We start from the raw sequence: 25,023 nt of genomic DNA, 5'->3' as shown, positions 1-25,023 counted from the left end.
CCGGGACCGTCTATATCCAGCTTTATTCAGCTTCAGAACCCGCCAGCTGCCAGCTGCCCTGGCGGTCCGGATGCCGCCTGGCGAGAACAGCGCTGCATCCGCATCCTTCAGGGGGCAGACGAGCAATCGAAAGGCAAACAGCCATTTTCCGCCGATACGGAAAATGGCCGTTATTGGAACCTTATAGACAATGGCATCGCGGCAGTCTTGCCGCCTTCCGGCTCAAATCCAGCAGGAGCCCTCCGGCTCCTCCTCACCCTGTCTGGGGATAGGTACGGTCAGAAGGTCGGCTCCCGCATAGGATTCTGCAAATATGCCGCGCGCCTCGGCGACCAACGCCGGCATGTCCTCATCGCGGTAGCGGCTGCTGAAATGCGTCATGACCAGCCTGCGCGCGCCCGCTTCAGCGGCTGCGGCAGCCGCCTGCAGCGTCGTGGAATGTCCGTAGGCTTTCGCTTTGTCCCCCATCGCGCCTTCAAACGTCGCCTCGTGGACAAGAAGATCCGCATCCTTGGCCAAGCGTACGATCGCCGGGCAAGGAATCGTGTCGCCGAGGACGGTGACGATCCGCCCCGGCAATGCCGGCCCGAGCACGTCGCTGCTGCGGATGACGCGTCCGTCGTCAAGGGTGATGTCCTTTCCTTGCTTGAGCAGCCCGAGCTGAGGGCCGAACGGGACGCCTAATGAGCGTGCCTTGGCGGAATCGAGGGCGCCCGGCTTATCCTTCTCGACGATCCGGTACCCCCAGCTCGGCACCCGGTGGTCCAGCCTGTCCGCTTCGACGATATACAGCTCATCCTCGTAGACGACGCCGGGCGCCAGCTCGGTGATTTCGAGCTCATAGTCCAGATGCGAAGCTGTCAGCCGGAAGACAGCCTGCACGTACTCTCGGATTCCTTCCGGCCCGAACAGACGGAGCTTGCCCGCCCCAGGGTGATAGGAGCGGCTGCTGAGCAGTCCGGGCAAGCCGTTGACATGATCCCCGTGCATATGAGTGATGAACACGGCTTCGACCTTGCTCATCTTGAGCGGAGTGCGCATCAGCTGATGCTGGGTCGCCTCTCCGCAGTCGAACAGCCACACCGAGCAGCGCGGCTGCGGAAGCGTCAGGGCAACGGAAGTCACGTTGCGCAGGCGCGAGGGCCTGCCGGCGCCGGTTCCCAATAATGTCAGTTCCATTTATGGAGGCTCCCCCTTCCATTCCAATTCCTTATGCTTTGTCGACGTTGAAATATTTGGCTTCGGGATGGGCGAACACCATCGCGGACACGGATGCTTCCGGCTCCATCATGAAGCCCTCGGTCAGCTCGACGCCGATATCCTCGGGATGCAGAAGCTCGAAGAGCGGACCCTGGTCCTCCAGATTCGGACAAGCCGGGTAGCCGAACGAAACCCGGACGCCCTGATAACGAGCGCCGTGGCGCTGCTTCATGGTCATGTCCGGAGAATCCGGGATGCCCCACATATCCCTCATCATATGGTGGATGCGCTCCGCCATCCCCTCCGCCACTTCGAGAGCGACCGACTGCAGGGCATGGGAGCGCAGGTAATCGCCTTTGTCCTTCCAGTCTCCGGCCAGTTCGCGGACGCCTTCCCCCGCCGTCACGACGAGGAATCCGACATAATCCATGATGCCGCTGTCTACGCTCTTCAGATAATCGGCCAGGCAGAGGTAAGGCTCGACCTGCTGGCGCGGGAAGCTGAAGCGCTTGAGAATCCGGGAAGGATCCTGCGGATCGTACACGACGATATCGTTGCCTTCCGACTGGGCCGGGAAAAACCGGTACATGCCGTGTGCCCGGATAATTCCTTCTTTAACCGCTTCATGCAGGATGGAATCGACCGTATCCTTCAGCTGCATCACCTTGGGCTCGCGGGCTGCCAGCAGCTCCTCCACCTTGCCGCGCACGCCGAGATGATGGCCGAGCAGCATCTGCATGTTCACATAAGGAACGATATGCGGGATAGGGACATTGCGCAGAATATGGCGGTCCAGATCCGGCGGCAAATACACGGGAGCATCGCGGTTGATGGAAGAGCGGACCGCGCGGCTCTGCTGCGGCAGCTCCGGCTTCTCCTCCACGGCGACGGCGCCGCTGGCTTTCGCTTCGGCATGCTCTTCATCCATGCGGGCGCGATGGTGCTTGTCCATCAGCTTGTTGGCGAGGTCGAGGCCTTCCATGGCGTCCTTGGCGTAGAGCACCAAGCCGTCATATTCCGGACCGATCCGCGTTTTCGTGAACTTGCGGGTCAAGGCGGCTCCGCCGACCATGATCGGCACGTCGATGTCGGCATTGCGGAGATCCTGGGCCGTGATGACCATCTGCTGCGCGGACTTCACCAGCAGACCCGAGAGGCCGATGGCGTCCGCCTTTTCCCTGCGCTGGGCTTCGATCAGCTGTTCCGGCGGCACTTTGATACCCAGGTTGACGATATGATACCCATTATTGGAAAGAATAATTTCAACCAGGTTTTTGCCGATGTCATGCACGTCGCCCTTGACGGTGGCCAGGATGATCTTGCCCTTGACCGACGACTCGGTCTTCTCCATGTGAGGCTCGAGATGCGCGACGGATGCCTTCATGACCTCGGCGCTCTGAAGCACCTCGGCGACGATGAGCTCATTGTTGTTGAACAGCCGTCCGACCTCGTCCATGCCTTTCATGAGCGGGCCATTGATGATCTGCAGGGCGGAGTATTTGCCGAGAGCTTCGTCCAGATCGGCGAACAATCCTTCCTTGGTTCCTTCCACCACATAGGAAGCAAGCCGCTCTTCCAGAGGCAGATTGGATACCTTCTCCTTCTTCTCGACCTTCTTCTCGCGGAATGCGGCGACAAAGGCGGCCAGCGTCTCGTCGTTCGTGCGGTAGATCAGATCCTCGGCCAGCTTGCGCTCATGCTCGGGAATGGATGCGTACCGTTCCAGCTTCTCCGTATTGACGATCGCGTAATCGAGGCCCGCCTTGGTGCACTCGTACAAGTATACGGAGTTGAGCACCTCGCGTCCGGCTTCCGGCAGCCCGAAGCTGATGTTGCTGATGCCGAGGATCGTATGGCATTTTGGCATCGCCTGCTTGATGAGCCGGATGCCTTCGACGGTTTCCTCCGCGGATCCAATGTACTGCTCGTCGCCCGTTCCGACAGGGAACATGAGGGGATCGAAAATGATATCTTCCGGACGGAGGCCGTATTTGTTCACGAGCAAGTCGTAAGACCGCTTGGCGACCTCGAGCTTGTCCTCCCTCGTGATGGCTTGTCCGCGCTCGTCGATCGTGCCGACGACGACTGCTGCCCCGTAGCGGTGGATGATCGGCACGACCTGCTCGAATTTCTCCTCGCCGTCCTCCAGGTTGATCGAGTTGATGATGGCTTTGCCTTGGCTGTATTTGAGCGACAGCTCGATGACCGCGGGATCGGTCGTGTCGATGACGAGCGGCGCCTTCACAAGCTTGACGACGATCTCGAGGAACTTCTTCATGTCCTCGCTTTCGTCGCGGTCCGGATCCTGGAGGCAGACGTCGATGACATGGGCGCCCTTCTTGACCTGAGCGCGGGCGATTTCAGCCGCTTCCTCGTATTTGCCTTCCACGATGAGGCGCTTGAATTTGCGCGAGCCGAGCACGTTCGTCCGTTCGCCTACCATGTAGGGACGGTTGTCGGATTCGATGTAGACCGTCTCGATGCCGGACACGGCTGGAGGATGATTGCCGCCGCGGCCGCGCGGTGCGTATCGGCTCATCGTTTCCGCCATCGCCCGGATATGCTCCGGAGTCGTGCCGCAGCAGCCGCCGGCGATGTTCAGCCAGCCGTTCTCGGCGAATGCGCCCATCTTGAGCGCAAGCGACTGGGGAGATTCATGGTAATGGCCGTTTTCGTCCGGAAGGCCCGCATTGGGATAACAGCTGACGGCCGCCAGCGAGATATCGCTCAGCGTGCGGATATGGTCGCGCATGAATTCCGGACCGGTCGCGCAGTTGAGCCCGATCGAGATCGGATTGAGATGCTCCAGGGAGATGTAGAAGGATTCGATGTTCTGGCCGGCCAGCGTCGTGCCCATCGGCTCGATCGTGCCGGATATCATCAGCGGCAGCGTCTTTCCTGTCGCCTCGTAGGCGTTGCGGATCGCGATGCTGCCCGCCTTGACGTTGAGCGTATCCTGGGATGTCTCCAGCAGCATGCAGTCGACGCCGCCCTCGATCAGGGCGACCGCTTGCTCGAAATAGCTGTCTACCAAGCCTTCAAAGGTGACGCCGCCTGTCACCGACAGCGTTTTCGTAGTCGGACCGATCGCGCCCACGACGAAACGGGGATGCTCGGCGGTGGAATACTTGTCCGCCGCTTCCCTCGCGATGCGCGCTGCCGCGAGATTGATCTCCCGGGCCCGCTCCGGAATGTCGTACTCGGCGAGAACGATGCTCGCTCCCCCGAACGTATTCGTCTCGATGAGATCCGCTCCCGCCTCCAGGTACTGCTCATGGATGCTGCGGATGACCTCCGGCCGGGTCAGCACGAGCATCTCGTTGCAGCCCTCCAGCTCCTCACCGCCGAAGTCTTCGGCCGTCAGATCGACCTGCTGGATCATCGTGCCCATGGCCCCGTCCAGTATCAAGATGCGCTTCTCAAGCATTTCCTGCAAACTTGGCTTCGACAATCTTCTGCACCTCTCCGTCAAAAATCGTTATCCTTTAGTCTATCAGATGAACGCTGGAGTGAAAAGAACTGTAATCGACAACCCCCGAAAGTTGATTTATAATAGAAATTAGCGATATATTCAATTCATTTCAATGGGAAAAGAGGGAATTGCCGATGGCTGAAATCCGCATCCGCAATACGAACGAACGCATTTCCGGCGATGAGCAGGTGAAAGCATTTTTGGATTCCCAAGAGGTGCTTTACGAGCACTGGGACATGAGCAAGCTCGATGCGTCCCTGCAGGAGAAGTTCACCCTGAGCGACGACGAAAAAGCTTCCATCCTGGAAACGTTCGACTCCGAAATCCGCGATCTGGCCGGCCGCCGAGGCTATCAGATCTGGGATATCATCACTCTGTCCGAGTCGACGCCGAATCTGGACGAGCTGCTCCAGAAATTCGAGAACGTCCACACCCATACCGAGGATGAGATCCGCGCCATCACAGCCGGCAAAGGCATCTTCATCATCAAGGGCTCCGACGAAGTCGGCTACTTCGACGTAGAGCTTGAAGCCGGCGACGTCATCTCCGTGCCGGAGAACAAGCCCCACTTCTTCACCTTGATGGATAACCGCAAGATTGTCGCGGTACGCCTGTTCATCGAGAAAGACGGCTGGATCGCTCACAACTACTCCGATCCTGAATTCCAGAAAGCTTGATTGCCGGCGCCAAAAAGGCTGCCGCCCGTCGACTTCGAATGAAGACGACAAGGGCGGCAGCCTTTTTCTTATGGGATGATGATTCCAATCGCCGATTCGCGATGCCGGCCGCGTTCCCGCAGCCTGTCGCTCGGGACGCGGATGCTTGCGTGCATATCGGAACCGTCTTGCGACGCCTTATGCAAGCAGCGGAATGAGCTGATCCAATCTCGTAATTTCATGGCTGGGCACGATTTCCGGATTTTTCGCCTTTCCGCCCCGGTTGATCCATACCGATGTCATCCCGATCGTGTTCGCTCCGAGAATGTCGGTCGTAAGCTTGTCTCCGACCATGATGCCATCCTCCGGATCCACTCCGAGCAGCTCAAGCGCATGGCGGAATATGCCGGCATCCGGCTTGCCTTTGCCGTAATTGCCGCTGATGACGATCTCGTCGAAGTAGGAGGTCAGCTCGGGCACGCCGAGCAGCTTCTCCTGCTGCAGATCCGGGGATCCGTTTGTGAGCAGAAGCAGCTTGTACTTGCCTTTGAGGGCGTCCAGCACCTCGAAGGTCTCCTCGTATACGATCGGCCGCTCGCGGCGTTCCTTCGGGAAGCGCTCGGCAAGCTCCGCTCCAAGAGACGGATCGTCGATCCCGACGGCCGAGAGGCCGCGGGTCCAAGCATCCTTGCGGTAGCCTGGAGCCAGCTGCTCCAGCTTGCGGAACGATTCCAGCTCCCCCTCCGAAAAGCGGGCCCACAGCCCTTCAAGCGGATTGATGCCGATTTGCTGCGTGAACGGGAACGTTTCATAAGAGCTGTACAGCTCTCTCGCCTCCCGCTTCACCTCCGCCTCCAGACGCTTCGGATCTGCGCCGGACTGCTGCTGCGCCCATTCGCAAGTGGCCTGGAAAGCTTCGTCCACGCTCCGCTCATCCCACAGGAGCGTATCGTCCAGATCAAACAGTACCGCTTTCTTCGCCATCTCTCTCTTCCCCTCGAACCATTATGTCCATGCTGACGGCTGCAAGCCGGATGTCATTTCTGCGTAAAAGGAATGCCGTTGCGGGCGGCGAACTGCTCCAGGCTGACCGCCATCCGGTCCGTAGGATAACGGTTCAGCACCCGGGAGAACACCCAGTTCGCCCCTTTGACCTGCTCGATGACGACATAGCTTTTCATGACCGAGATGCCTTTGATGGCTTCTTTATTCAGACGCTTGTCGCCGGTCATGCGGCGTGTCTGCACAAAATCGGCTCCGACCGCCAAATAAGGGCGCCGCAGGAAGAACATCAGGGCCAGGAAGACATACATTGCCACGACGATCCAGTTCCAGTTCGTCGCTCCTTCATCTTTTGGAAGGATCAGCACATACAAGGCGACGAACAGCACGAGCATGATCGGGGAGATGTAGTTGCGGCCTTTGAACCGTTCCGTACGATCCCCGGACGCCGCGGGCTTGATGGCGGTCTGTCCCCTCTTCTTTCTAGTGGCATTGATCTGCGCCGAATTGCGGCGTACTTTGCGTTCCCAGGAACGAGACAATAGGGTCACCTCTGCGATTGATTTTGTTGGCCTTGTCAGGGCGGCTTGTCCATATACGTAGGCGGGGCGCCTCCCGTTTCGCGCGGAGACGCCGACGGCCGTCTGTCAGAGAGGCCTGCGGAACTTCTCCAGGAATCGCGTCGGATATTCCGAAGGAAGGCGGCTCGCTTCGTCCAAAGCAGCAAATTGCTCCTTCGTCAGCTCCCAGCCCGCGGCTCCCATGTTTTCTTCGTACTGCGCGTAAGTGCTCACTCCGAAGATCGGCGACGTGATGCCCTTCTGCTGGATGAGCCAGCGGAGAGCCGTTTGCGCCGGCGTCTTGCCGGCTTGCGCAGCGACCTCCATCAAGACGTCAAGGATGCGGAAGTTAGCATCCGTATTCCGGTATTGCCAGGAGCTCTCGCCGGCATTCGCAGTCAGCCTGCCTTCTGTCGGCTCCTGGCGCCCGTAACGGCCGGTCAGGAAGCCTCCGCCGAGCGGCGCCCATGGAATGATGCCGACGTTCTCCTCCAGGCAGAGAGGCACCATCTCCCGGTCCATCTCACGGTTCAGGAGGCTGTATTGCGGCTGCACGCTGATGAAGCGCGACCATCCCCGGCTGTCGCTCATGGCGAGCGCCTTCATCATCTGCCAGGACAAATAGTTGGAGCATCCTATGTATCTGATCTTGCCGGCGGAGACGAGATCGTCCAGAGCGCGAAGCGTCTCCTCCAGCGGCGTCGCATGATCCCATACATGGACCTGATAGAGGTCGATATAATCGGTGCCGAGCCGCTTCAGGCTCGCTTCCACGTTCTGAACGATATGCTTGCGCGACAGTCCGGCTCCGTTGATATGCTCTTCCGTCTGCATGCGGACCTTGGTGGCCAGCACATATTCGTCCCGATTGCCTGACATCGCCCGTCCGACGATCTCCTCCGATCTGCCTCCGGCATAGACGTTGGCGGTATCCAGGAAATTGCCGCCCTCGCCGCGAAAATGGTGGATCATGCGAGTCGCTTCTTCTTCAGATGTCGTATTGCCGAACATCATCGTTCCGAGACACAGCTCCGAGACGGCCAGCCCGCTTTTGCCGAGCAATCGGTATTCCATTTTATTGGCCCCCCTTGTTCTCGTCATCCACCCATTCAATGGTGTCCAGCTGCTGCTTGAAATTGCGCTTGAAATTGGCCAGATACTGCTGTCTGAGCTGCGTCCGTTCTATGACTTCCTCAGGCGTCAGCCCGACAGATTTGTGCTTGCGGGAAAGCTCGTTGATCCTCGCGATCAAGGTATCGATATCCACTAGTCGTTCACCTCTGTTCCTTGACGTTTCCTTCTAACTTTGAACTACGGAGAAGAGCTTGTCAAGAAAGCCAAAAAACCCCGGCGATGTCCGCCGGAGCTGATACCTATCGAGATGGAATTAGACTCTACCAAGCAAGCTGAAGCTCTAAAAGAAGCTGTTCAAGATTGCTTGGGAATGATCAAGGTCTGTCCCGCCTGCAAATCGGAATCCTTCAGCCCGTTGCGCTCCTTGATCATAAATACGCTGCGCCTGATGTCGTTGGAAAGGCCGGAATTCCCGGCGATGGACCATAGAGTGTCGCCGCTCGTCACCGTAATTGTAAGCTCGCCTTCAGCTGCGGGGGGGATGAGAGATGAGCTCGCTCCGGAAAATCCCCAGAAGCTGGAGAAGATCAGAAGGAACAGGAGGATTGACGCGACATAAGGAAGCAGGCGGCGCAGACGGCTGTTCCCAGATGGCCTTGCAGAGCCAGCGGAGGAACGGGTGATGAAACTGGAATCGCCAGCGCCTGCTCCGGGACGGAAGCATTCCTTGAGATAAATATGTTCCTGCTTCTGCTCTTGCCTGCGGACCGTTGCCTTAGAGCCGCGCTCCGGCGTGCTATATCCAGATAAAGTCATCATGACCGTTCACTCCCCAAACGTTTGTTCTTATTCACAGAATAACACGAACATTTGTTTTGGTCAACGCTTATTTGGAACGTATGTTCGCAGAACGCGCATGCCCGATGCGAACGGCTGTTTCTCGAACTTATGTTTGTACGAACTCGGGTTCTGTGCTATACTTTGCCTACATATTTCTTTCTACTAATTTCTAGTTTTGGAGTGATTGCGATGTCTAAAGTGTCCAACCGCCAGCAGGCCATTCTTGACTTCATCAAGAACGAAGTCCGGGACAAAGGCTATCCACCTTCAGTACGTGAGATCGGCGAGGCGGTAGGCCTGGCATCCAGCTCCACGGTGCATGGCCATCTGGACCGCCTGGAGAAGAAGGGCCTGATCCGCCGCGACCCTACCAAGCCGCGCGCCATCGAGATCCTCGACGGCGACGATGCCGCCATGCTGCCCTTTCCCGTCTCGATCAGCCGCGTTCCCGTCGTCGGCAAGGTAACGGCCGGAGTGCCGATCATGGCGACCGAGAACATCGAGGAGTACTTCCCTTTGCCGGCTGATTATGTCGGCGACCACGAGGTGTTCATGCTGAGTGTCGTCGGGGAGAGCATGATCGAAGCGGGCATACATAATGGCGATTACGTCATCGTCCGCCAGCAGCCTTCCGCCAGCAACGGCGATATCGTCGTGGCCATGACGGAAGATGACGAAGCGACGGTCAAGACGTTCTACAAGGAACGCGACCATATCCGGCTTCAGCCTGAGAACTCCTCCATGGAGCCGATCCGGCTCAAGAATGTGACGATACTCGGCAAGGTAATCGGATTGTTCCGCAATCTTCACTGAGGCTTGTCCCTTTCCGGCGAATAGGAAGTCTCTTCCATTACCCCCATGCTTTCGGCTTTATTCAGCCATTCGCGCACTCTGACAGAGTGCGCGTTTGTTTTTCAAAGGTTCTTATTTTTCGCTGCTTTTCGCATGCTCATTGGAACTTTTCATGGAAAAATTCGTTCCGGTAGATATGCTTGGAGCCAGGGTATTGAAAACTCATGTAGAACCCGAAAGATTCAAGATGAATTCCGGTCAAGTGCCGGCTTCGCACATAAGGCCTGATCAATCGACGGAACCTTTCCTCCTGCCCGCTTCGAATCAGAACCGCCGCCTCCCTGGCGAAGATGCCGCTGCCGGCCAGCTGCCGGTAGAGCGGCAGCACGGCCCCCGAAAGCCTGCGGAGCATTGCTGCAGAGAAAGCGGATTGCGCCGTTCCGGGAGGAATGGTCGTCGCATTCGTGTACGTCTGAACAGGCGGCGGATATTTGAAGTCCACGAAGAAACCGATGCCGTTCGTACTGAACGAATTGACCGGCGCAAGCAGAACCTCCTCCCTGAACAGCTTCAACAGCGTGTCGAGATCCGCCGCTCGTACAGCAGCGCTCCATTCCTCAGCGAATGGACGGCTTCGAACGAACCGGGCGTATAGCGGCAGCATGCTGGAGGCTGTCCGCGCAAGCACGATTCCCGACACCCGAGCCCGCGGCTTTGATTGTCTTGCCACGCTCTTCCCCCCTGTGGACCGGATCAGGACCGCAATCCTCCGGCAAGATGCCTATGAGTATGAGCCTATGCCCTCTCAGATTGTCTGAGAACAAAGAAAAAACGGCTTGTCCGACAGGACAGCCGCTGTTAAAGGCCTATAGAGTGCGAGCAAAGCACGTATCGAAAGCGCAATGCTGCAGCGGCGGATACCGCAGATCACACCAATTGTTGGAGTCCCTTATCGTCTGCTCCGTTATGTTACAACGGTTTTGTCATGAATACGCTGTTCGGGTCCTCCGCATAGTCGGCGAACGGTCCGCATTCAATGAAGCCGAAGCTCTCATACAAATCCCTGGCCGGAACGAAAGCAGCCATGGTGCCCGTCTCCAGGCTTATCCGAACGTAGCCCCTTCGTTTCGCTTCCCCGATGATATGTTCAAGAAGCTTTCGCGCAACCCCTTTCCTCAGATGCCTTGAAGCCGTCCTCATGGATTTGAGCTCGCCATGACTGTTGTCAAGCTCCTTGAGAGCGCCGCAGCCGAGCAGCTCATCCCCGTCCCATACGCTCCAGAACGTAATTTCCGGCTTCTTCAAACCGCTGAGATCCAAGGCATGCATGCTTTCAGGCGGAGAATTGTCGGCCATCGCCTGGAGATGTTCCCCGATCAATGCCTGGATTTCAGGTCCGTTCAAGTCGTCCACGGTTATGCGCATCATTCGCTTTCTCCCCTAACCAATCCGTTTACCGTATTATATCGGCGTTCAGCCCAGAAAAATAGGGAGATGCGGAAAGAAAATGTTCCTCTTTTACGCCTTGCTTTTAGACCAGGCTGGCTGATCATCAGCGGCATGTATGCGTTCATTGCAATCTCGGCAGCTTCCGAACGCATCCGATCGGGTTTCCTTGTATCGTTGTTCCAATTCGCGCTCCGATCGCCGGCAACCGCATCACCCTCTGCCTTTCTAAAGGTTCCTGTCCAAGAGCATGCCTACTTGTTCTGCTATGCTTTGAGAAGAACCGGGTATTTCTTCTTTGAAATATGACTCCACAATTCCGACTACAGCCGCACCAAAAAACTGCAGAACCACCTCTTTGCTCAGACCGGCATTTCTCCCTGCCGCAGCATCCACTTCGCTTTCTAATTCCTCGATGACGAAATCAAGGAAGCGGCTCCGAAAAAAAGGGGCTCCTTTGCTCGACAACATGGCCGAGAAGAAGGAATAGTGCCGTTCAAAATAGTCGAACCAAAGTGAATTCCCTTCTGCAAAAGACAGATCGGATCCGACTGCGCACAGCTTTCCAAGCTCGCCGATATGCTCTTCGATTAATTGGTCCAGCAAGTCATACTTGTCCAAATAATGATGATATATCGTTCTGCGGCCAACGTTCGCCCGGTCAGAAAGATCTTGCATGGTGATCTCATCAAAGCTCTTCTCTGATAGGAGTTGAACAAAAGCATTCTTGATGGCTTCTTTAGATTTCAGTATTCTTCTATCCACGGTCGACACTTTAGCCATCACCATACTTTTTTTGGAATTTATCGCACATTTCACTTCGCCTTGTGCAATAAGGCGCAAACGCAGCCAGATTGATCCTTGCAGAGAGTCATCTGCCATCTTATATTATACACATATGTGCGATATCGCACTAACATGCAGTTAATTGCACGACTTGCTACACCAGCTTACACAATAAACTAGACCAGGAGGCAGTCATTATGTCGGAACAAAAAGTATGGTTTATTACAGGTGCAGGACGCGGCATGGGGGTTGATATTGCAAAGGCAGCCTTGGCAGCGGGACATAAAGTCATTGCTTCCGGACGCAATACAGATAGAGTCAAGCAGGCAATCGGAGATGACGAAAATCTCCTCGTTGTCAGATTGGATGTTACCAGCCTTGAGGAATCCAAATCAGCCGTACAGGCAGCCGTTGAGCGTTTCGGCACGATCGATGTGCTTGTCAATAATGCGTCCAGCTTTTATGCAGGCTTCTTTGAAGAGCTGGCCCCGACGCAAATCCAGAAGCAACTCGACACCAACCTCATTGGACCGATGAATGTTACGAGAGCCGTTCTTCCCGTCATGCGCAAAGCTCGCTCCGGACATATTATTTCCATCTCTTCGCTCGCAGGCATCGTTGGCCAAGACTTTTGCGTGGCGTATTCGGCTTCGAAATTTGGCCTTGAGGGTTGGATGGAGTCTCTCCAGCTGGACGTCGCTCCATTCGGAATCCACACCACCATTGTCGAGCCAGGATTCTTCCGGACCGAGCTGCTTGAGCCGGAGTCGACCATTTGGTCCGAGCTGAGCATTGACGATTACGCCAGCCGCACAGCAGCAACGCGCTCCGGATGGGAAGCAATGAACGGGAAACAAAGCGGGGATCCATCCAAGCTTGCCCATGCGCTGCTGACCATCGCCAGCGAGAAGCAGCCTCCGCTGCGCTGGATTGCCGGCGCAGATGCAGTCGCTGCTATTGAGCAAAAGGTGAATGAACTTCAGAAGCAGATCGATGCTTATCGCGGCTTGTCCACGTCTCTGTCTTATGAGTAAGTGAAGGAAAAACATTTAACAGAGGAGAAATCAAGGATGGCAAAATATGAAGAAGTAAAACATGGAGTTATCTTTCCCGTTGGAGAAAAAAATGAAGCCTATGCAAACTATTTCATAGGCCAAAGTTATCTCAAAACCTTGATTGCCGACCCTAAAGTAAATGTCGGTGTCGGGAATGTGACCTTTGAACCCGGATGCCGGAATAATTGGCATATCCATCGGGATGGATTCCAGCTTCTGCTCGTTACGGGGGGCGAAGGTTGGTATCAGGAAGAAGGGAAGCCTGCTCAACGGCTGAAAGCCGGCGATGTTGTCGTTACTCATGATGGCGTAAAACATTGGCATGGCGCGGCAAAGGACAGCTGGTTCGAGCATCTTGCCATTACGGCCGGCAAGCCGGAATGGCTGGAGCCCGTATCGGATGAAGTTTACGAAAAGGCATCCCAGTAGAGGCTTCATGGTTGAGTTTGAAACGACAAAGCCCGCTGACCATTTGGTCAGCGGGGCTTAAATTTTGCATGGAGAATTCAGGCGCATAGTCACTATGAGCGCAGCGATCGGTTCATGCAGCGACTCGGCCATTGGCACGGCGTCCCTGCAACCGCAGCCGTTTGCCTCGCTGCTGCCATTCGAGCACTCTGGCTACAACGCGGTTCTCTCCACTTAGTACAGAGTCAGGTACTGATCGCGTTCCCACTCATGCACTTGCGTCTTGTACATGTCCCACTCGATTTCCTTGAGCTCGTAGAAATGCGCCAAGGCGTGGTCGCCGAGAGCTTCCGTAATGATCTCGCTGCGCAGCAGCTCGTTCAGAGCTTCGCGAAGATCCTCCGGCAGGCTCGGTATGCCGTCCTCGAGACGCTCTTCGTCGGTCATGACATAGATGTTGCGGTCGATCGGAGCCGGCAGCGGCAGCTTGTTCTTGATGCCATCCAGGCCCGCCTTCAGCATGACGGCCAGAGCCAGGTACGGATTCGCCGCCGGATCCGGGTTCCGCACTTCGACGCGGGTGCTGAGGCCGCGGGAAGCCGGAATGCGGATCATCGGGCTGCGGTTGCTTGCCGACCAGGCGACGTAGCTCGGCGCCTCGTAACCAGGCACCAGACGCTTGTAGCTGTTGACGGTCGGATTGGTGATGGCGGTCATCGCGCGTGCATGGCGCAGAAGGCCGGCCATGTAATAACGCGCCGTCGGGCTGAGTCCGAGCTGGTCGTCCTCGTCATAGAAGGCGTTCTCTCCGCCGCGGAACAGCGACTGATGGCAGTGCATGCCGGAGCCATTGACTCCGAACAGCGGCTTCGGCATGAAGGTCGCGTGCAGGCCGTGCTGGCGCGCGACAGTCTTGACGACGAGCTTGAAGGTCTGGATCTGATCGGCCGCTTTGATGGCGTCCGCATATTTGAAGTCGATCTCATGCTGGCCGGGAGCGACCTCGTGGTGGGAAGCTTCGATCTCGAAGTCCATCTCCTCGAGCGTCAGCACGATTTCGCGGCGGCAGTTCTCGCCGAGGTCCATCGGCGCCAGATCGAAATAACCCCCCTGGTCGTTGAGCTCGGTCGTCGGCTCGCCCTTCTCGTTTGTCTTGAACAGGAAAAACTCAGGCTCGGGGCCGACGTTCATCGCGGAGAAGCCCATATCCTCGGCTTCCTTGAGCACGCGCTTCAGAATGCCGCGCGGATCGCCGGCGAACGGCGTGCCGTCCGGCATGTAAATGTCGCAGATCAAGCGGGCGACGCGGTCCTCCGTAACCCACGGGAATACGACCCATGTGCTGAGGTCGGGATACAGGTACATATCGGATTCCTCGATGCGGACATATCCTTCGATCGAGGAGCCGTCGAACATCATTTTATTGTCGAGAGCTTTCTCAAGCTGGCTGACCGGGATCTCGACGTTTTTGATCGTGCCCAGCAGATCCGTGAACTGCAGACGGATGAATCTGACATTCTGTTCCTTGGCGATGCGCTTGATATCTTCTTTGTTGTAACTCACCGTATCTACTCCTCACATCATATAATAGGTTGCTGTCAGCGTTTGTTCGGGAAAAAACGGCTCAGCTGGCCTTGGATGAGCGAAGCTTTGCCAGGGCGCTTCTCTTGCAGCTGCTGCTTCAGGAGCAGGCGGAGCTGGGAATCGCTGAGCTCGCGGCGCTTCACTTCGGAAATCTCCGTCATGATGGTCGCATCCTCGGATTCCTTGGAGACCGGGTTCATCACCTGCTTGATTCCGGCGATGTTGACTCCCTTCTCGATGAGGGATTTGATCTCAAGCAGCCGCTCCACGTCGTTAAAGGAAAACAGCCTTTGGTTGCCCGAAGTCCGCGCCGGGACAATCAATTCATGCTGCTCGTAATAGCGGATTTGGCGTGCGGTCAGGTCCGTGAGCTTCATCACGATTCCGATCGGAAACAAAGCCATATTGCGGCGTATATCGTCAGCCATGTTCACATCAACCTTCCAATCGCGATAAGTTATGAACCTATTGTAATCGCGCGACATAAAGGTGTCAAGTCATGTTAGGTTCTTGTGTAAGTTTAACTGACAATAATGCCCTGCTGCTCCAGTCTTTGAAGCGACTGCAGCAAAGCGTACTTGACATGGGAGTAGGTCAATCCACCTTGCATGTACGCGATATAAGGCTCGCGGATGGGCGCGTCGGCAGACAGCTCCAGGCTGCCTCCCTGGATGAACGCGCCGGCCGCCATGATGACCGGATGCTCGTATCCCGGCATGTCCCATGCCTCCGGCACGACATGCGAGTCGACAGCCGCCGCCGCCTGAATGCCTTGCACAAATGCCGTGAGAGCGTCAGGAGAGCCGAAACGGATCGCCTGGATCAGGTCCGTGCGCGGATCGTTCCAGGCCGGGGACGTTTCGAACCCGAGCTCCTCGAACATCGTCGCCGACAGCACGCTTCCCTTCAATGCCTGCCCGACGAGATGCGGAGCCAGAAACAGTCCTTGATAAATGCCGCGCAGCGTATCCAGCATCGCTCCGACCTCGGAGCCGATGCCCGGCGCCGTGAGCCGGTAGGCGGCCGCCTGGACGGCATCGGCCTTGCCCGCTATGTATCCGCCTGTCGCGGCAAGTCCGCCGCCGGGGTTCTTAATGAGCGAGCCTGCGATGAGATCGGCTCCGACCTCGGTCGGTTCCGACAATTCCGTGAACTCGCCGTAGCAATTGTCGACGAACACGAGCACATCCGGCTTCAAGGATTTTACTCGGCGGACCATCTCTCCGATCTGATCGACGGTGAACGAAGCTCTCCAGTCGTAGCCCCTCGAGCGCTGGATGCCGATGACGCGGGTCCGCTCCGTAATGAGCGTCTCCACTGCTTCCCAATCGACGCCGCCATCCGGCGCCAGCGCCGCCTCCTTGTAGAGGATTCCCCAATCCTGAAGGGAGCCAGTGCCGTCGCCGGGCTTGCCGATGACCTTGTGCAAGGTGTCGTAAGGACGCCCCGTCACGTACAGCAGTTCGTCCCCGGGACGGAGCAGTCCGAACAGCGCCGTGCTGATCGTATGCGTCCCGGACGCAAAATGAGGCCGCACGAGAGCGGCCTCGGACCGGAAGACGTCGGCATACACGAGATCGAGCACTTCGCGCCCCCGATCGTTGTAACCGTATCCGGTAGATCCGTTGAAATGAAAATCGCTGACCTTATGCTTCTGAAACGCTTCGATGACTTTCCATTGATTGCGCTCGGCGACGAGGTCCAATTCCGCGAATCGGGATTGAACCTTCGCTTCTGCCGCCTGCGCAAGCTTCATGAGCTTGTCCAACTTGTATTCAGTCTCCTTGCTGTGTCGTAATTCCGGCGCTGGTCCGCGACTGGCGGTATGGCTCCAGCTTATGTCCGTTCACTTCGTAATCCGCGCGGTTGAGCTCCACCGTCAGCAATAGGACGTCGCCGTCCGCTTCCCGCTCCAGCACCTCGCCGCAACGGTAGGCTAGCGCGATCAGGTCTCCGCGGTCGGCCGGCAAGGCAAACAACCGGGTCTCCCCCGAAAGCTCGTCCTGGATCGCCTCCAGCAGGCGGATCCGGTCTTCAGCGTCGTAGGCGCTGATGAGCAGCTGCCGAGGACCGCTGGACGGAAGCAGGCTTCTGAGCGCTCCTCCGACCAGATCCTTCTTATTATACACGAGCAGGAGCGGCTTGTCCGATGCCCCGAGCTGCTGAAGCAGCTCCTCGACGACGCGCATCTGCTCGCGCCGCATCGGAGAAGAGCTGTCCACGACATGCAGGATCAGGTCCGCCTCCGCGACTTCCTCCAAGGTGGCGCGGAAGGCGGCCACAAGATCATGGGGCAGGTTCTGGATGAAGCCGACCGTATCCGTGAGCACGACTTCGTTGCCGCTTGGCAGCACGAGAACCCGGGAGGTCGGGTCCAGCGTAGCGAACAGCCGGTTCTCGACCAGCACGTCGGCGAGCGTGAGCTCATTCATCAGCGTCGACTTGCCTGCGTTCGTATATCCGACAAGCGCGACTTGGGTCACGCCCGTCTTGCGCCGCCGCTCCCGGTGCAGCTCGCGGGTGCGCGTCAGCTCCCGCAGATGGGCCTTGAGATCGGAGATTCGTCCCCGGATATGCCTCCGGTCGGTCTCAAGCTTGCTCTCCCCCGGACCGCGAGTGCCGATGCCGCCGCCGAGGCGGGACAGATTCTTTCCATGTCCCGACAGTCGCGGCAGCAGGTAGCTCAGTTGGGCGAGCTCGACCTGGATGATGCCCTCCCGGGTTTTCGCCCTTCCGGCGAATATATCGAGAATAAGCTGGGTCCGATCGATGATTTTGGCATCGAGCGATTCCTCGAGATTGCGCACCTGCGCTCCGGACAGCTCCTGGTCGAAAATGATCGTCGTCGCGACGAGCTCATCCTTGACGGCGCGGATCTCCTCGACCTTGCCTTTGCCGACGAGCCATTTGGGATCCGGCGCTTCCTTGTTCTGAATGACGGTAGCAAGCACCTCGACGCCGGCCGTATCGGCCAGGTTGGCGAGCTCTTCGAGCGAATGCTCCGGATCCGAAGGGCCGCGCTTCGCCTCCTGGGTGACCAGACTGACGAGAATGGCCCTGTCGGGCATGCCGTGATCCGTTTCATAGGTTGTCGTATCCAAGCTTCGGGAAGCTCCTTTCGCCCTATCCGATTTCACCAGGCTGCTTGACCTTCCCCTCCCAGCGCATGTCTTCCGGACGGATGCTCATGAGCTCCTGTCTGCCGGGACTGGTAGACGCATACTGGTTGAGGAGCCTGACGGCCTGATGGCGGATGGCTTTTTCGATAAGATTGCGGACATAGCGGGCATTGCTGAACGAATAGAGCGTTGCCGTCTTTTCCTGCATCAGATGGCTCCTCAGCTTGAAGACGGTTTGCGGGAGCAAGGAGTAGTCCCGGTCCTTGGCCATCAGCTCCGCGATCTGAATGAGCTGGTCCACCGAATAGTCCGGAAAGTCGATCTGGATCGGGAATCTCGAAGGCAGGCCGGGATTCGTCAGGAGAAAATGCTCGATCTCGAGCGGATAGCCTGCCAGAATGAGGACGAACTGGCTGCGGTAGTCCTCCATCGCTTTGACGAGCGTATCGATCGCTTCCTTGCCGAAGTCCTTCTCCCCGCCTCTTGCCAGGCTGTAGGCTTCATCGACGAACAGAACGCCTCCCAGCGCCTTTTTCACAAGGTCGCGGGTTTTCTGTGCGGTATGCCCGATGTATTCGCCGACCAGATCCGCCCGCTCGACCTCGATCAGATGTCCCTTGGACAGCAGGCCCATCTTCTGGAACAGCTTGGCGACGATGCGTGCAATCGTCGTCTTGCCGGTGCCGGGATTGCCCTTGAATATCATATGATAGACTTGCGCTCCGCCAGAGAGCCCGGCTTCCGTGCGCATCTGGCTGATCAGAAGCAAGGCATAGATTTCATAGATAAGCGATTTGACCCCTTCCATGCCGACCATATGCTCCATTTCCTTTTGGATCTCGGCATATGGATCGGCTGCGGGGGCCTGCCTGACGGCCCCCGCAGGCTCGGGATAATCGACCTGCTGGGCGGCTGCAGAGGATGCTCCAAGACCGTATGTCTCATGGCTTCGCAGCACGACATTTATTTGGCGGGAGGGCCTCGCGCCCTGATGTCCCGAAGCGGCGTGTCCGTTCATCCGCGGCATCACCTGTCCTTCCTGCAATTGAATGGCTCTACCAATTGTATTCGGGACAGCAGAGCCATATTAACAGAATCAGACAGACTTCAGATCGGACTTTGAACGATTGCGCAGAGATTTCATACGGACTTTAGCCCGACCAGCATGAGCAGCTTGTCCAGCTGCCATTTGCCGTAAGCGAGCGTCTCGCGGGTCTCGTTGGCTGCCGCGTTGAGCACTTTGGATTTGACGGAGCTCACGGCCGGGTCGGGAAATCCGAGGAACCGCGCCATGTCGAGCGCCCTGGAGGCATGATATTCATGCGTAATGATCAGATAGGACTTGATGCCGGCAGCCTCGCCGGCCTCCCGGCTGAACACCAGGTTCTCGTACGTGCTTGTCGCCCGGTTCTCGAGGATGACGGCATCCTTGGGTACGCCGCGCGAAACGAGATAGACCCTCATTCCCTGCGCTTCGGTCAGCTTGGATCCGTTGCGGTCCAGCCCTCCGGAGACGATCAGCTTCTCTACTCTCCCGGCGTGGTACAGCTTCAGCGCCTGATCCAGCCGTTCCTTGAGTCCAGGGCTCGGCGCATCGTTCCAGAGAGCGGCTCCGAGCACGATTCCCGCCTGGCGCTGCGGCACAGGATTGGGAGGAGAATAGTGCGTGATTTGCCAGAACAGATAACCCGCCGCAAAAACACCGAGCGCCCCGATAATCAGGCAAGCGCGCACAAGGCGGCCCAGCAGGCCGCCATGTCGGTTTTTTTTGCGCCGGGCGGCAGGCTTCTTCGCCGCCCCGGTCTTTTTTGTCGGCTTCGACTTGTTCGTCCCCGCCCCTGCCGCCTTCATGATTCGCTGACCTCGCCCATCCGTTCGGCCAGCGTCTTGCGGTGGCGCAGGCTGAGCGTAAAGTAGCGGAAGCGGCCGTTCTTGATGGCGGCAAGCAGCCTTCCCGCCGTCTTGCGGGCCATCGCCGCTTCCTTGCGAGTCACATCGCCGTCGCGGATCGCATCCTCCAGCTCATCCTCGTCCATCAGGAACACTTCTCCCGTAGGAAGCACGACGATATCCAGATAGAGATCGTCGAACCAGGGAACCTGCTGGTCCGTCAGGCCTTGCGTCTTGCAGATGTCGATGTACCACTGCACGACCTTGCCCTTGTCGTCGAACATGGTCGTGACGACGAAATGCTCGCCGCGGGGAAAATGCTGCATCCAAAGATAGCCCCGGTCGGCCAGGCAGAGCCTCCGTCCGTTGTACTCCTTCCAGAGCGGTTCCCGGAGGTCGTGAATCCGGTAAAACGTGACCAGCCCTCTGAAATCCTCTCCGTCAAGCGTCAGGCAAGTGTAGCTTTTGCGCAGGATACGCCGCCAGTTGGCCCGATCCGAAAATTTTCGTTTCATATGGAACGTACCCTTTCCCTTAAGATGCGGCAATGGCGCTGCGACTATGCACGTTCCGCCCCTGCCTTTCTTCCGTCTTTCCTTTAGTTGACAGCTTACCACATCTTACTGTCCATCTCCAGCGGTAACGCCAAATAAGACCAACCTGCCTTGACCATGTCAAGGCGAAAACAACCGCTTCAAAAGAAAATATCCCCGCTCCTGATTGGAGGCGGGGATAGGAAAAATGCTTATTGGACGACCGAGTTGAACGACATGATCCATACGGAGCCGGCAACGATCGTGATGACGATGACGAAGCCGAGGACCAGCGCCATGACGTTGTACCGAGGCTTCTCGCCTTCGTTGATATGCATGAAGAAGAAAAGCTGGACGAGAAGCTGCAGGATCGCTGTGACGAGGATGACTAGCAGCGTCCCCGTCCGGGACATCAGGCCGTTGAAAACGACGAGCATCGGGATGACAGTCAGAATGATCGAGATGATGAATCCGATCGTATAGGACTTGAGCGACCCGTGACTATGCTCTTCGTGATGGCCATGTCCATGGGAATCGGAATGCTGGCTCATCTACATCACCCCCATGAGGTAAACGACGGAGAACAGGAAGATCCAGATCACGTCGAGAAAATGCCAGTACAGGCTGAAGTTCGAAATCTTGCGCTTGGTTACCGTTGTAATTCCGTGCTTGCGCAGCTGGAAGATCAGCCCGATGCACCAGAAGATGCCGACGGTAACGTGGATTCCGTGGGTGCCGACCAGGGTGAAGAAGGCTGACAGGAACGCGCTCGTGCCGATGTTCGCTCCTTCATGGACGAGGTTCACGAACTCCGTGACCTCGAGGTAAAGGAATGCCGCTCCGAGCAGGAGCGTCATGATCAGCCAGAAAATCATGCCGCTCAGCTTTTTGGCCTGCATCTGGAGAACGGCCAGGCCGCTCGTGAAGCTCGATGTAAGCAGGAGGAACGTCGAGGCGACGAATCCCGGTATCTCGAACAGCTCCTTGCCCGAAGGTCCGCCGTTCGTATGGCCGACCAGGACGACATAAGTCGCGAACAAGGTGCCGAACAGCAGAGTATCGGATACCAGGAACAGCCAGAAGCCCGCTGTCTTGAGCGACTCCTGTTCCTGGGTATGATGCTCGTGGACCTCAGGAGAGACGATATGCTGCTGCATTAGTACGACCTCCCTAATTTCCGTTCCGTCTCGATGACCTCATCGACCGGAATGTAATAATCCACATCGTAGCTGAATGAACGCGCGAACAGGCTTCCGAAGACGCCCAGCGCGCCGACGATGATCATCCATGTCCAGTGGAACGTGAAGCCGAAGCCCACGAGGAAGAAGAAGCTTGCCATGACGAATGGAATGGCGGAGTTCTTCGGCATATGGATCGGCTCCAGCTGCTGCTTGGGACGCTCGATTCCTTTTGCCTTGTCCTCCTTGACATGGAACCAGTCGTCGGCATGCTTCACCTGAGGCACAACCGCGAAGTTGTATACCGGAGGCGGTGATGGAATCGACCATTCCAGCGTGCGGCCGTTGCCGCTCCATGCATCGCCGGTTGCCCGTTCGCCCTTGCGGACGCTGTAAGCGATCTGCCATACCTGGAACAGGAAGCCGATGCCCATCATGAAGGCGCCGATCGTGCTCGTGAAGTTGAGCGCAGTCCAGCCGCGGTCCCATCCGTACGTGTAGACGCGGCGCGTCATGCCGTCAAGGCCGAGGAAGTACTGCGGGAAGAAGCAGACGTAGAAGCCGATGTTCCATGTCCAGAACGCCCAGCGTCCGCGCTTCTCGTCGAGCTTGAAACCGAACAGCTTCGGCCACCAGTAGTAGATGCCGGCGAGGTAGCCGAACACGACGCCGCCGATGATCACCTGGTGGAAGTGGGCGATCAGGAAGTAGCTGTTGTGGTACTGGAAGTCCGCCGGTGCGACGGCGAGCATGACGCCCGTCGCTCCCCCGACCAGGAAGCAAGGAATGAAGCCCATCGTCCAGAGCATCGGACTCTCGAAGCTGATTCTCCCTCGGAACATGGTGAAGAGCCAGTTGAACACCTTGACCCCGGTCGGGATGGCTATCGCCATCGTGGTGATCGCGAAGAACGAGTTGACGTCCGCGCTCGAGCCCATGGTGAAGAAGTGATGGACCCAGGTGAAGAAGGACAGGACGCTGATGACCATCATCGCGAAGACCATCGACTTGTAGCCGAATATCGTCTTCTTCGAGAAGGTGGCCACGATCTCCGAGAAGATGCCGAAGGCAGGAAGCACGATGATATACACCTCGGGGTGACCCCACATCCAGATCAGGTTGACATACATCATCGACATGCCGCCGCCGTCAAGCGTGAAGAAGTGGGCCCCGAAATAGCGGTCCAGGAACAGCAGCGCGAGCGTGATCGTCAGGATCGGGAAGGCGAACAGAATGGTGATGCACGCCGAAAGCACGGACCAGGAGAACAGCGGCATTTTCATCAGCTTCATGCCTGGCGCGCGCATTTTCAGAATCGTGACGATGAAGTTGATGCCGGTAGCGAGGGAGCCGATACCGGAAATCTGGATGCCCCAGATATAGAAGTCCTGGCCGACGCCGGGACTGCCCGAGAGCTCCGACAGAGGCGGATAGCTGAGCCATCCCGCATCGGGAGAGCCGCCGATGACGAACGATACGTTCAGCAGCATCGCACCCATCAGGAACAGCCAGAAGCTGAGCGCGTTCAGGAACGGGAACGCGACGTCGCGGGCTCCGATCTGCAGAGGCACGACCATGTTGAAGAGGGCGAACATCATCGGCATCGCCATGAACAGGATCATGATCGTGCCGTGCGTGGTGAAGATGGCGTTATAGTGGTCCGCCTGCAGGAACTCCACGTTCGGAAGCGCCAGCTGCGTCCGCATGAGCAAGGCGTCGACGCCGCCGCGGAACAGCATGAGCAGCGAGGCGATCAGGTACATGATGCCGATTTTCTTATGGTCGACCGTCGTCAGCCATTCGCGCCAGAGCCATTTCCACTTTTTGAAGTAGGTCAGGACGAAAACGATGGCAATGCTGACGAGAGCGATGGATACATCCGCGCCATAGATGAGCGGATCGCCGGTGACGAAGAAATCGGCGGCAAAGTCTTTTATCGAATCCAACATGGATGAATTTCCTCCCCTTGGCCGCCTAGTGGTTCATTTCGGGCTGCGATAGGCCCGATGTCTGATTTGCTGCATCCGGCTCGGAGCCGGAGCTTTCGTTGTTGCCGTCCTTCACCGGATAGGCGCCACGGATATCCAGGCCGTTGGCCGGATGGTGATGCCCGCCGTTTTTGATGACGATCGAGCTGAACAAGTTCGGATCCATGGAGCCGAAGGTTTGAATATCCGCCGTTCCCTTGACCGAGAGCTTGTTGTAGGCGGCGTTGTCCAGCTTGGCCGTCTCCTGCTGCGACTTGCTTACCCAGTCGTTGAAGTCGTCCTGGGACATCGACTTCACGGTGAAGTTCATCTTGGCGAAGTCGGTGCCGGTGAAGTTGGCTCCGGAGCCGAAGTACTCACCTGTTTCATCCGCCTGCAGCCACATCCTCATCGCCATGCCCGGCATCGCGTACGTCTGGCCGCCGAGCTGCGGAATCCAGAAGGAGTTCATCGCCGCGCTGGACGTCAGAACGAACTGGATCGGAGTGTTCTCCGGAATGTTGATGTAGTTGATCGTCGCGATGTCCTGATCCGGGTACTGGAACAGCCATTTCCAGTCCATCGACGTCACCTGGATCGTCACCGGCGCTACATGGGCGGTTTCGGCCGGCGGCTTGACCAGCTTGTACGTATCGCGAACCGTGTAGTATCCCAGCAGCACGACGATGACGATCGGGATCCCCCACCAGATCACCTCCAGCTTCGTGCTGTGAGACCAGTTCGGCTCGTATGGCGCCTTGTTGTCCGGCTTATCGCGGTACCGCACGATAATGAACGCAAAAATGCCGAGCACAGGCACGATAATGACCGCGCACAAAATGACGGAAATCCAGATCAGGTTTTTCTGAATCTCCGCGACCGGACCTTTCGGATCCAGCACCATGAGGCTGCCGGACCATACCACCACGATGGCCACAGCAGCTATGGCAAGGGCAATCCCGAGCCCCCATAGCCACTTGTGTGAATTTTTCATCGTTTCATCTCCTTTTGGCCATCTCCATACTGCTATTACCCATTAACCGAGTATGCTCTAGACAGAACATTTCCTCTCTCGTGTACCAGCATAGCAAAAAGGACGCCTTTCGGCGCCCCCGTTAACGAATCCGTCTTATTTTTGTGCGATTTCCGTAAAATCTTGTTCATTGAATGTCCTTATATTTGCGAAATATTACCGTCGTCTGCCGGAACGCTCCGCGCCTTCGCCGGAATGGCGGCCGATGTACTCGTCCGCCAGCGGAAACATGAAGGACGCGATATAGACGACGGGCGCGGCTATGAGGCAGCCGACGCCTGCCATGAGCGCCATATTGCCGTCGTTGAACGGATACAGGAAGCCTCCGCACAAAACCGCCCCTGCCGCCAGCACTGCCCAGGCGTAGATCCTCAGCCATCTTCCCATACCCGCCGCGCCATGCTTGCCCATATGAGATCCCTCCTCTG

26 protein-coding genes are annotated in these 25,023 nt (G+C 57.4%); 4 read left to right on the top strand and 22 right to left on the bottom strand.

Annotated features, from left to right (window positions below; genetic code table 11):
* Nucleotides 1–222 precede the first annotated feature (222 nt).
* Nucleotides 223–1,179: a ribonuclease Z gene (gene rnz, locus AC06G8_RS10650; protein ID WP_480285251.1), complete on the bottom strand. Its 957-nt coding sequence runs from the start codon at nucleotides 1,177–1,179 to the stop codon at nucleotides 223–225.
* A gap of 31 nt (nucleotides 1,180–1,210) precedes the next feature.
* Nucleotides 1,211–4,651: a methionine synthase gene (metH, locus tag AC06G8_RS10645; protein WP_480285250.1), complete on the bottom strand. Its 3,441-nt coding sequence runs from the start codon at nucleotides 4,649–4,651 to the stop codon at nucleotides 1,211–1,213.
* Between the two features lie 155 nt (nucleotides 4,652–4,806).
* Between metH and AC06G8_RS10640 the strand changes: the two genes are divergently transcribed.
* Nucleotides 4,807–5,349 carry a 1,2-dihydroxy-3-keto-5-methylthiopentene dioxygenase gene (locus AC06G8_RS10640; protein ID WP_480285249.1) on the top strand — a complete coding sequence of 181 codons (543 nt, stop codon included), beginning with the start codon at nucleotides 4,807–4,809 and terminating at the stop codon, nucleotides 5,347–5,349.
* Between the two features lie 177 nt (nucleotides 5,350–5,526).
* Here the strand turns inward: AC06G8_RS10640 and AC06G8_RS10635 are convergent, their stop codons facing one another.
* The 5 genes from AC06G8_RS10635 to AC06G8_RS10615 form a co-directional block, all read right to left on the bottom strand.
* Nucleotides 5,527–6,312 carry an HAD family hydrolase gene (locus tag AC06G8_RS10635; RefSeq protein ID WP_480285248.1) on the bottom strand — a complete coding sequence of 262 codons (786 nt, stop codon included), beginning with the start codon at nucleotides 6,310–6,312 and terminating at the stop codon, nucleotides 5,527–5,529.
* A 53-nt stretch (nucleotides 6,313–6,365) separates the two neighbouring features.
* Nucleotides 6,366–6,881: a hypothetical protein gene (locus AC06G8_RS10630; protein ID WP_232312963.1), complete on the bottom strand. Its 516-nt coding sequence runs from the start codon at nucleotides 6,879–6,881 to the stop codon at nucleotides 6,366–6,368.
* A 96-nt stretch (nucleotides 6,882–6,977) separates the two neighbouring features.
* Nucleotides 6,978–7,964 (bottom strand): aldo/keto reductase, encoded by a 987-nt coding sequence (locus tag AC06G8_RS10625; protein ID WP_447664682.1) that lies wholly within the window; start codon nucleotides 7,962–7,964, stop codon nucleotides 6,978–6,980.
* A 1-nt stretch (nucleotide 7,965) separates the two neighbouring features.
* Entirely contained in the window at nucleotides 7,966–8,157 is a 192-nt protein-coding gene (locus AC06G8_RS10620; RefSeq protein ID WP_447664681.1) for a DUF896 domain-containing protein, read from the bottom strand.
* Between the two features lie 161 nt (nucleotides 8,158–8,318).
* Nucleotides 8,319–8,783 carry a LysM peptidoglycan-binding domain-containing protein gene (locus tag AC06G8_RS10615; RefSeq protein ID WP_480285247.1) on the bottom strand — a complete coding sequence of 155 codons (465 nt, stop codon included), beginning with the start codon at nucleotides 8,781–8,783 and terminating at the stop codon, nucleotides 8,319–8,321.
* A 210-nt stretch (nucleotides 8,784–8,993) separates the two neighbouring features.
* Here AC06G8_RS10615 and lexA point away from each other — a divergent pair, with 210 nt between their 5' ends.
* Nucleotides 8,994–9,617, top strand: coding sequence for a transcriptional repressor LexA (lexA, locus tag AC06G8_RS10610; protein ID WP_447664679.1), 624 nt, complete (start codon nucleotides 8,994–8,996; stop codon nucleotides 9,615–9,617).
* 136 nt (nucleotides 9,618–9,753) lie between these two features.
* Here lexA and AC06G8_RS10605 read toward each other — a convergent pair whose 3' ends face one another.
* The 3 genes from AC06G8_RS10605 to AC06G8_RS10595 form a co-directional block, all read right to left on the bottom strand.
* Complete coding sequence (locus AC06G8_RS10605) at nucleotides 9,754–10,326, bottom strand: hypothetical protein (protein WP_480285246.1); 573 nt, start codon at nucleotides 10,324–10,326, stop codon at nucleotides 9,754–9,756.
* A 239-nt stretch (nucleotides 10,327–10,565) separates the two neighbouring features.
* Complete coding sequence (locus AC06G8_RS10600) at nucleotides 10,566–11,021, bottom strand: GNAT family N-acetyltransferase (RefSeq protein ID WP_480285419.1); 456 nt, start codon at nucleotides 11,019–11,021, stop codon at nucleotides 10,566–10,568.
* A 249-nt stretch (nucleotides 11,022–11,270) separates the two neighbouring features.
* Complete coding sequence (locus tag AC06G8_RS10595; protein ID WP_480285418.1) at nucleotides 11,271–11,816, bottom strand: TetR/AcrR family transcriptional regulator; 546 nt, start codon at nucleotides 11,814–11,816, stop codon at nucleotides 11,271–11,273.
* A gap of 209 nt (nucleotides 11,817–12,025) precedes the next feature.
* Here AC06G8_RS10595 and AC06G8_RS10590 point away from each other — a divergent pair, with 209 nt between their 5' ends.
* Nucleotides 12,026–12,862 (top strand): SDR family NAD(P)-dependent oxidoreductase, encoded by an 837-nt coding sequence (locus tag AC06G8_RS10590; protein ID WP_480285245.1) that lies wholly within the window; start codon nucleotides 12,026–12,028, stop codon nucleotides 12,860–12,862.
* Between the two features lie 36 nt (nucleotides 12,863–12,898).
* Nucleotides 12,899–13,312: a cupin domain-containing protein gene (locus AC06G8_RS10585; protein ID WP_480285244.1), complete on the top strand. Its 414-nt coding sequence runs from the start codon at nucleotides 12,899–12,901 to the stop codon at nucleotides 13,310–13,312.
* A gap of 213 nt (nucleotides 13,313–13,525) precedes the next feature.
* Here AC06G8_RS10585 and glnA read toward each other — a convergent pair whose 3' ends face one another.
* The 12 genes from glnA to AC06G8_RS10525 form a co-directional block, all read right to left on the bottom strand.
* Nucleotides 13,526–14,854, bottom strand: a complete 1,329-nt coding sequence (glnA, locus tag AC06G8_RS10580) for a type I glutamate--ammonia ligase (RefSeq protein WP_447664676.1) — start codon at nucleotides 14,852–14,854, stop codon at nucleotides 13,526–13,528.
* Nucleotides 14,855–14,889: 35 nt separating this feature from the next.
* Complete coding sequence (locus AC06G8_RS10575) at nucleotides 14,890–15,303, bottom strand: MerR family transcriptional regulator (protein ID WP_048745897.1); 414 nt, start codon at nucleotides 15,301–15,303, stop codon at nucleotides 14,890–14,892.
* Nucleotides 15,304–15,395: 92 nt separating this feature from the next.
* Nucleotides 15,396–16,631 (bottom strand): methionine gamma-lyase family protein, encoded by a 1,236-nt coding sequence (locus AC06G8_RS10570; protein WP_480285417.1) that lies wholly within the window; start codon nucleotides 16,629–16,631, stop codon nucleotides 15,396–15,398.
* Nucleotides 16,632–16,650: 19 nt separating this feature from the next.
* Nucleotides 16,651–17,976: a GTPase HflX gene (hflX, locus tag AC06G8_RS10565; RefSeq protein ID WP_480285243.1), complete on the bottom strand. Its 1,326-nt coding sequence runs from the start codon at nucleotides 17,974–17,976 to the stop codon at nucleotides 16,651–16,653.
* A gap of 22 nt (nucleotides 17,977–17,998) precedes the next feature.
* Nucleotides 17,999–19,012, bottom strand: a complete 1,014-nt coding sequence (locus AC06G8_RS10560; RefSeq protein ID WP_447664753.1) for an AAA family ATPase — start codon at nucleotides 19,010–19,012, stop codon at nucleotides 17,999–18,001.
* A gap of 122 nt (nucleotides 19,013–19,134) precedes the next feature.
* The gene (locus AC06G8_RS10555; protein WP_480285242.1) at nucleotides 19,135–19,845 is read right to left on the bottom strand and encodes a YdcF family protein; all 711 of its coding nucleotides are present in this window, start codon (nucleotides 19,843–19,845) and stop codon (nucleotides 19,135–19,137) included.
* On the bottom strand, nucleotides 19,842–20,399 hold the full coding sequence (locus AC06G8_RS10550) for a ribonuclease FAU-1 family protein (protein ID WP_048745902.1): 558 nt from the start codon (nucleotides 20,397–20,399) through the stop codon (nucleotides 19,842–19,844). The genes AC06G8_RS10555 and AC06G8_RS10550 overlap by 4 nt, the downstream gene beginning before the upstream one ends.
* 230 nt (nucleotides 20,400–20,629) lie before the next feature.
* On the bottom strand, nucleotides 20,630–20,968 hold the full coding sequence (gene cyoD / locus AC06G8_RS10545; RefSeq protein WP_447664673.1) for a cytochrome o ubiquinol oxidase subunit IV: 339 nt from the start codon (nucleotides 20,966–20,968) through the stop codon (nucleotides 20,630–20,632).
* On the bottom strand, nucleotides 20,969–21,574 hold the full coding sequence (cyoC, locus tag AC06G8_RS10540) for a cytochrome o ubiquinol oxidase subunit III (protein ID WP_048745903.1): 606 nt from the start codon (nucleotides 21,572–21,574) through the stop codon (nucleotides 20,969–20,971).
* On the bottom strand, nucleotides 21,574–23,544 hold the full coding sequence (locus AC06G8_RS10535; RefSeq protein ID WP_447664672.1) for a cbb3-type cytochrome c oxidase subunit I: 1,971 nt from the start codon (nucleotides 23,542–23,544) through the stop codon (nucleotides 21,574–21,576). The genes cyoC and AC06G8_RS10535 overlap by 1 nt, the downstream gene beginning before the upstream one ends.
* Before the next feature lie 25 nt (nucleotides 23,545–23,569).
* Nucleotides 23,570–24,556 (bottom strand): cytochrome aa3 quinol oxidase subunit II, encoded by a 987-nt coding sequence (gene qoxA / locus AC06G8_RS10530; RefSeq protein WP_447664671.1) that lies wholly within the window; start codon nucleotides 24,554–24,556, stop codon nucleotides 23,570–23,572.
* 195 nt (nucleotides 24,557–24,751) lie between these two features.
* On the bottom strand, nucleotides 24,752–25,006 hold the full coding sequence (locus AC06G8_RS10525) for a hypothetical protein (RefSeq protein ID WP_480285241.1): 255 nt from the start codon (nucleotides 25,004–25,006) through the stop codon (nucleotides 24,752–24,754).
* Nucleotides 25,007–25,023 lie beyond the last annotated feature (17 nt).

It is taken from the genome of Paenibacillus sp. SJS-P3, assembly GCF_056711585.1.
Note: the sequence above shows the minus strand (reverse complement) of the source record. Positions and strands in the feature narration are given on the sequence as shown.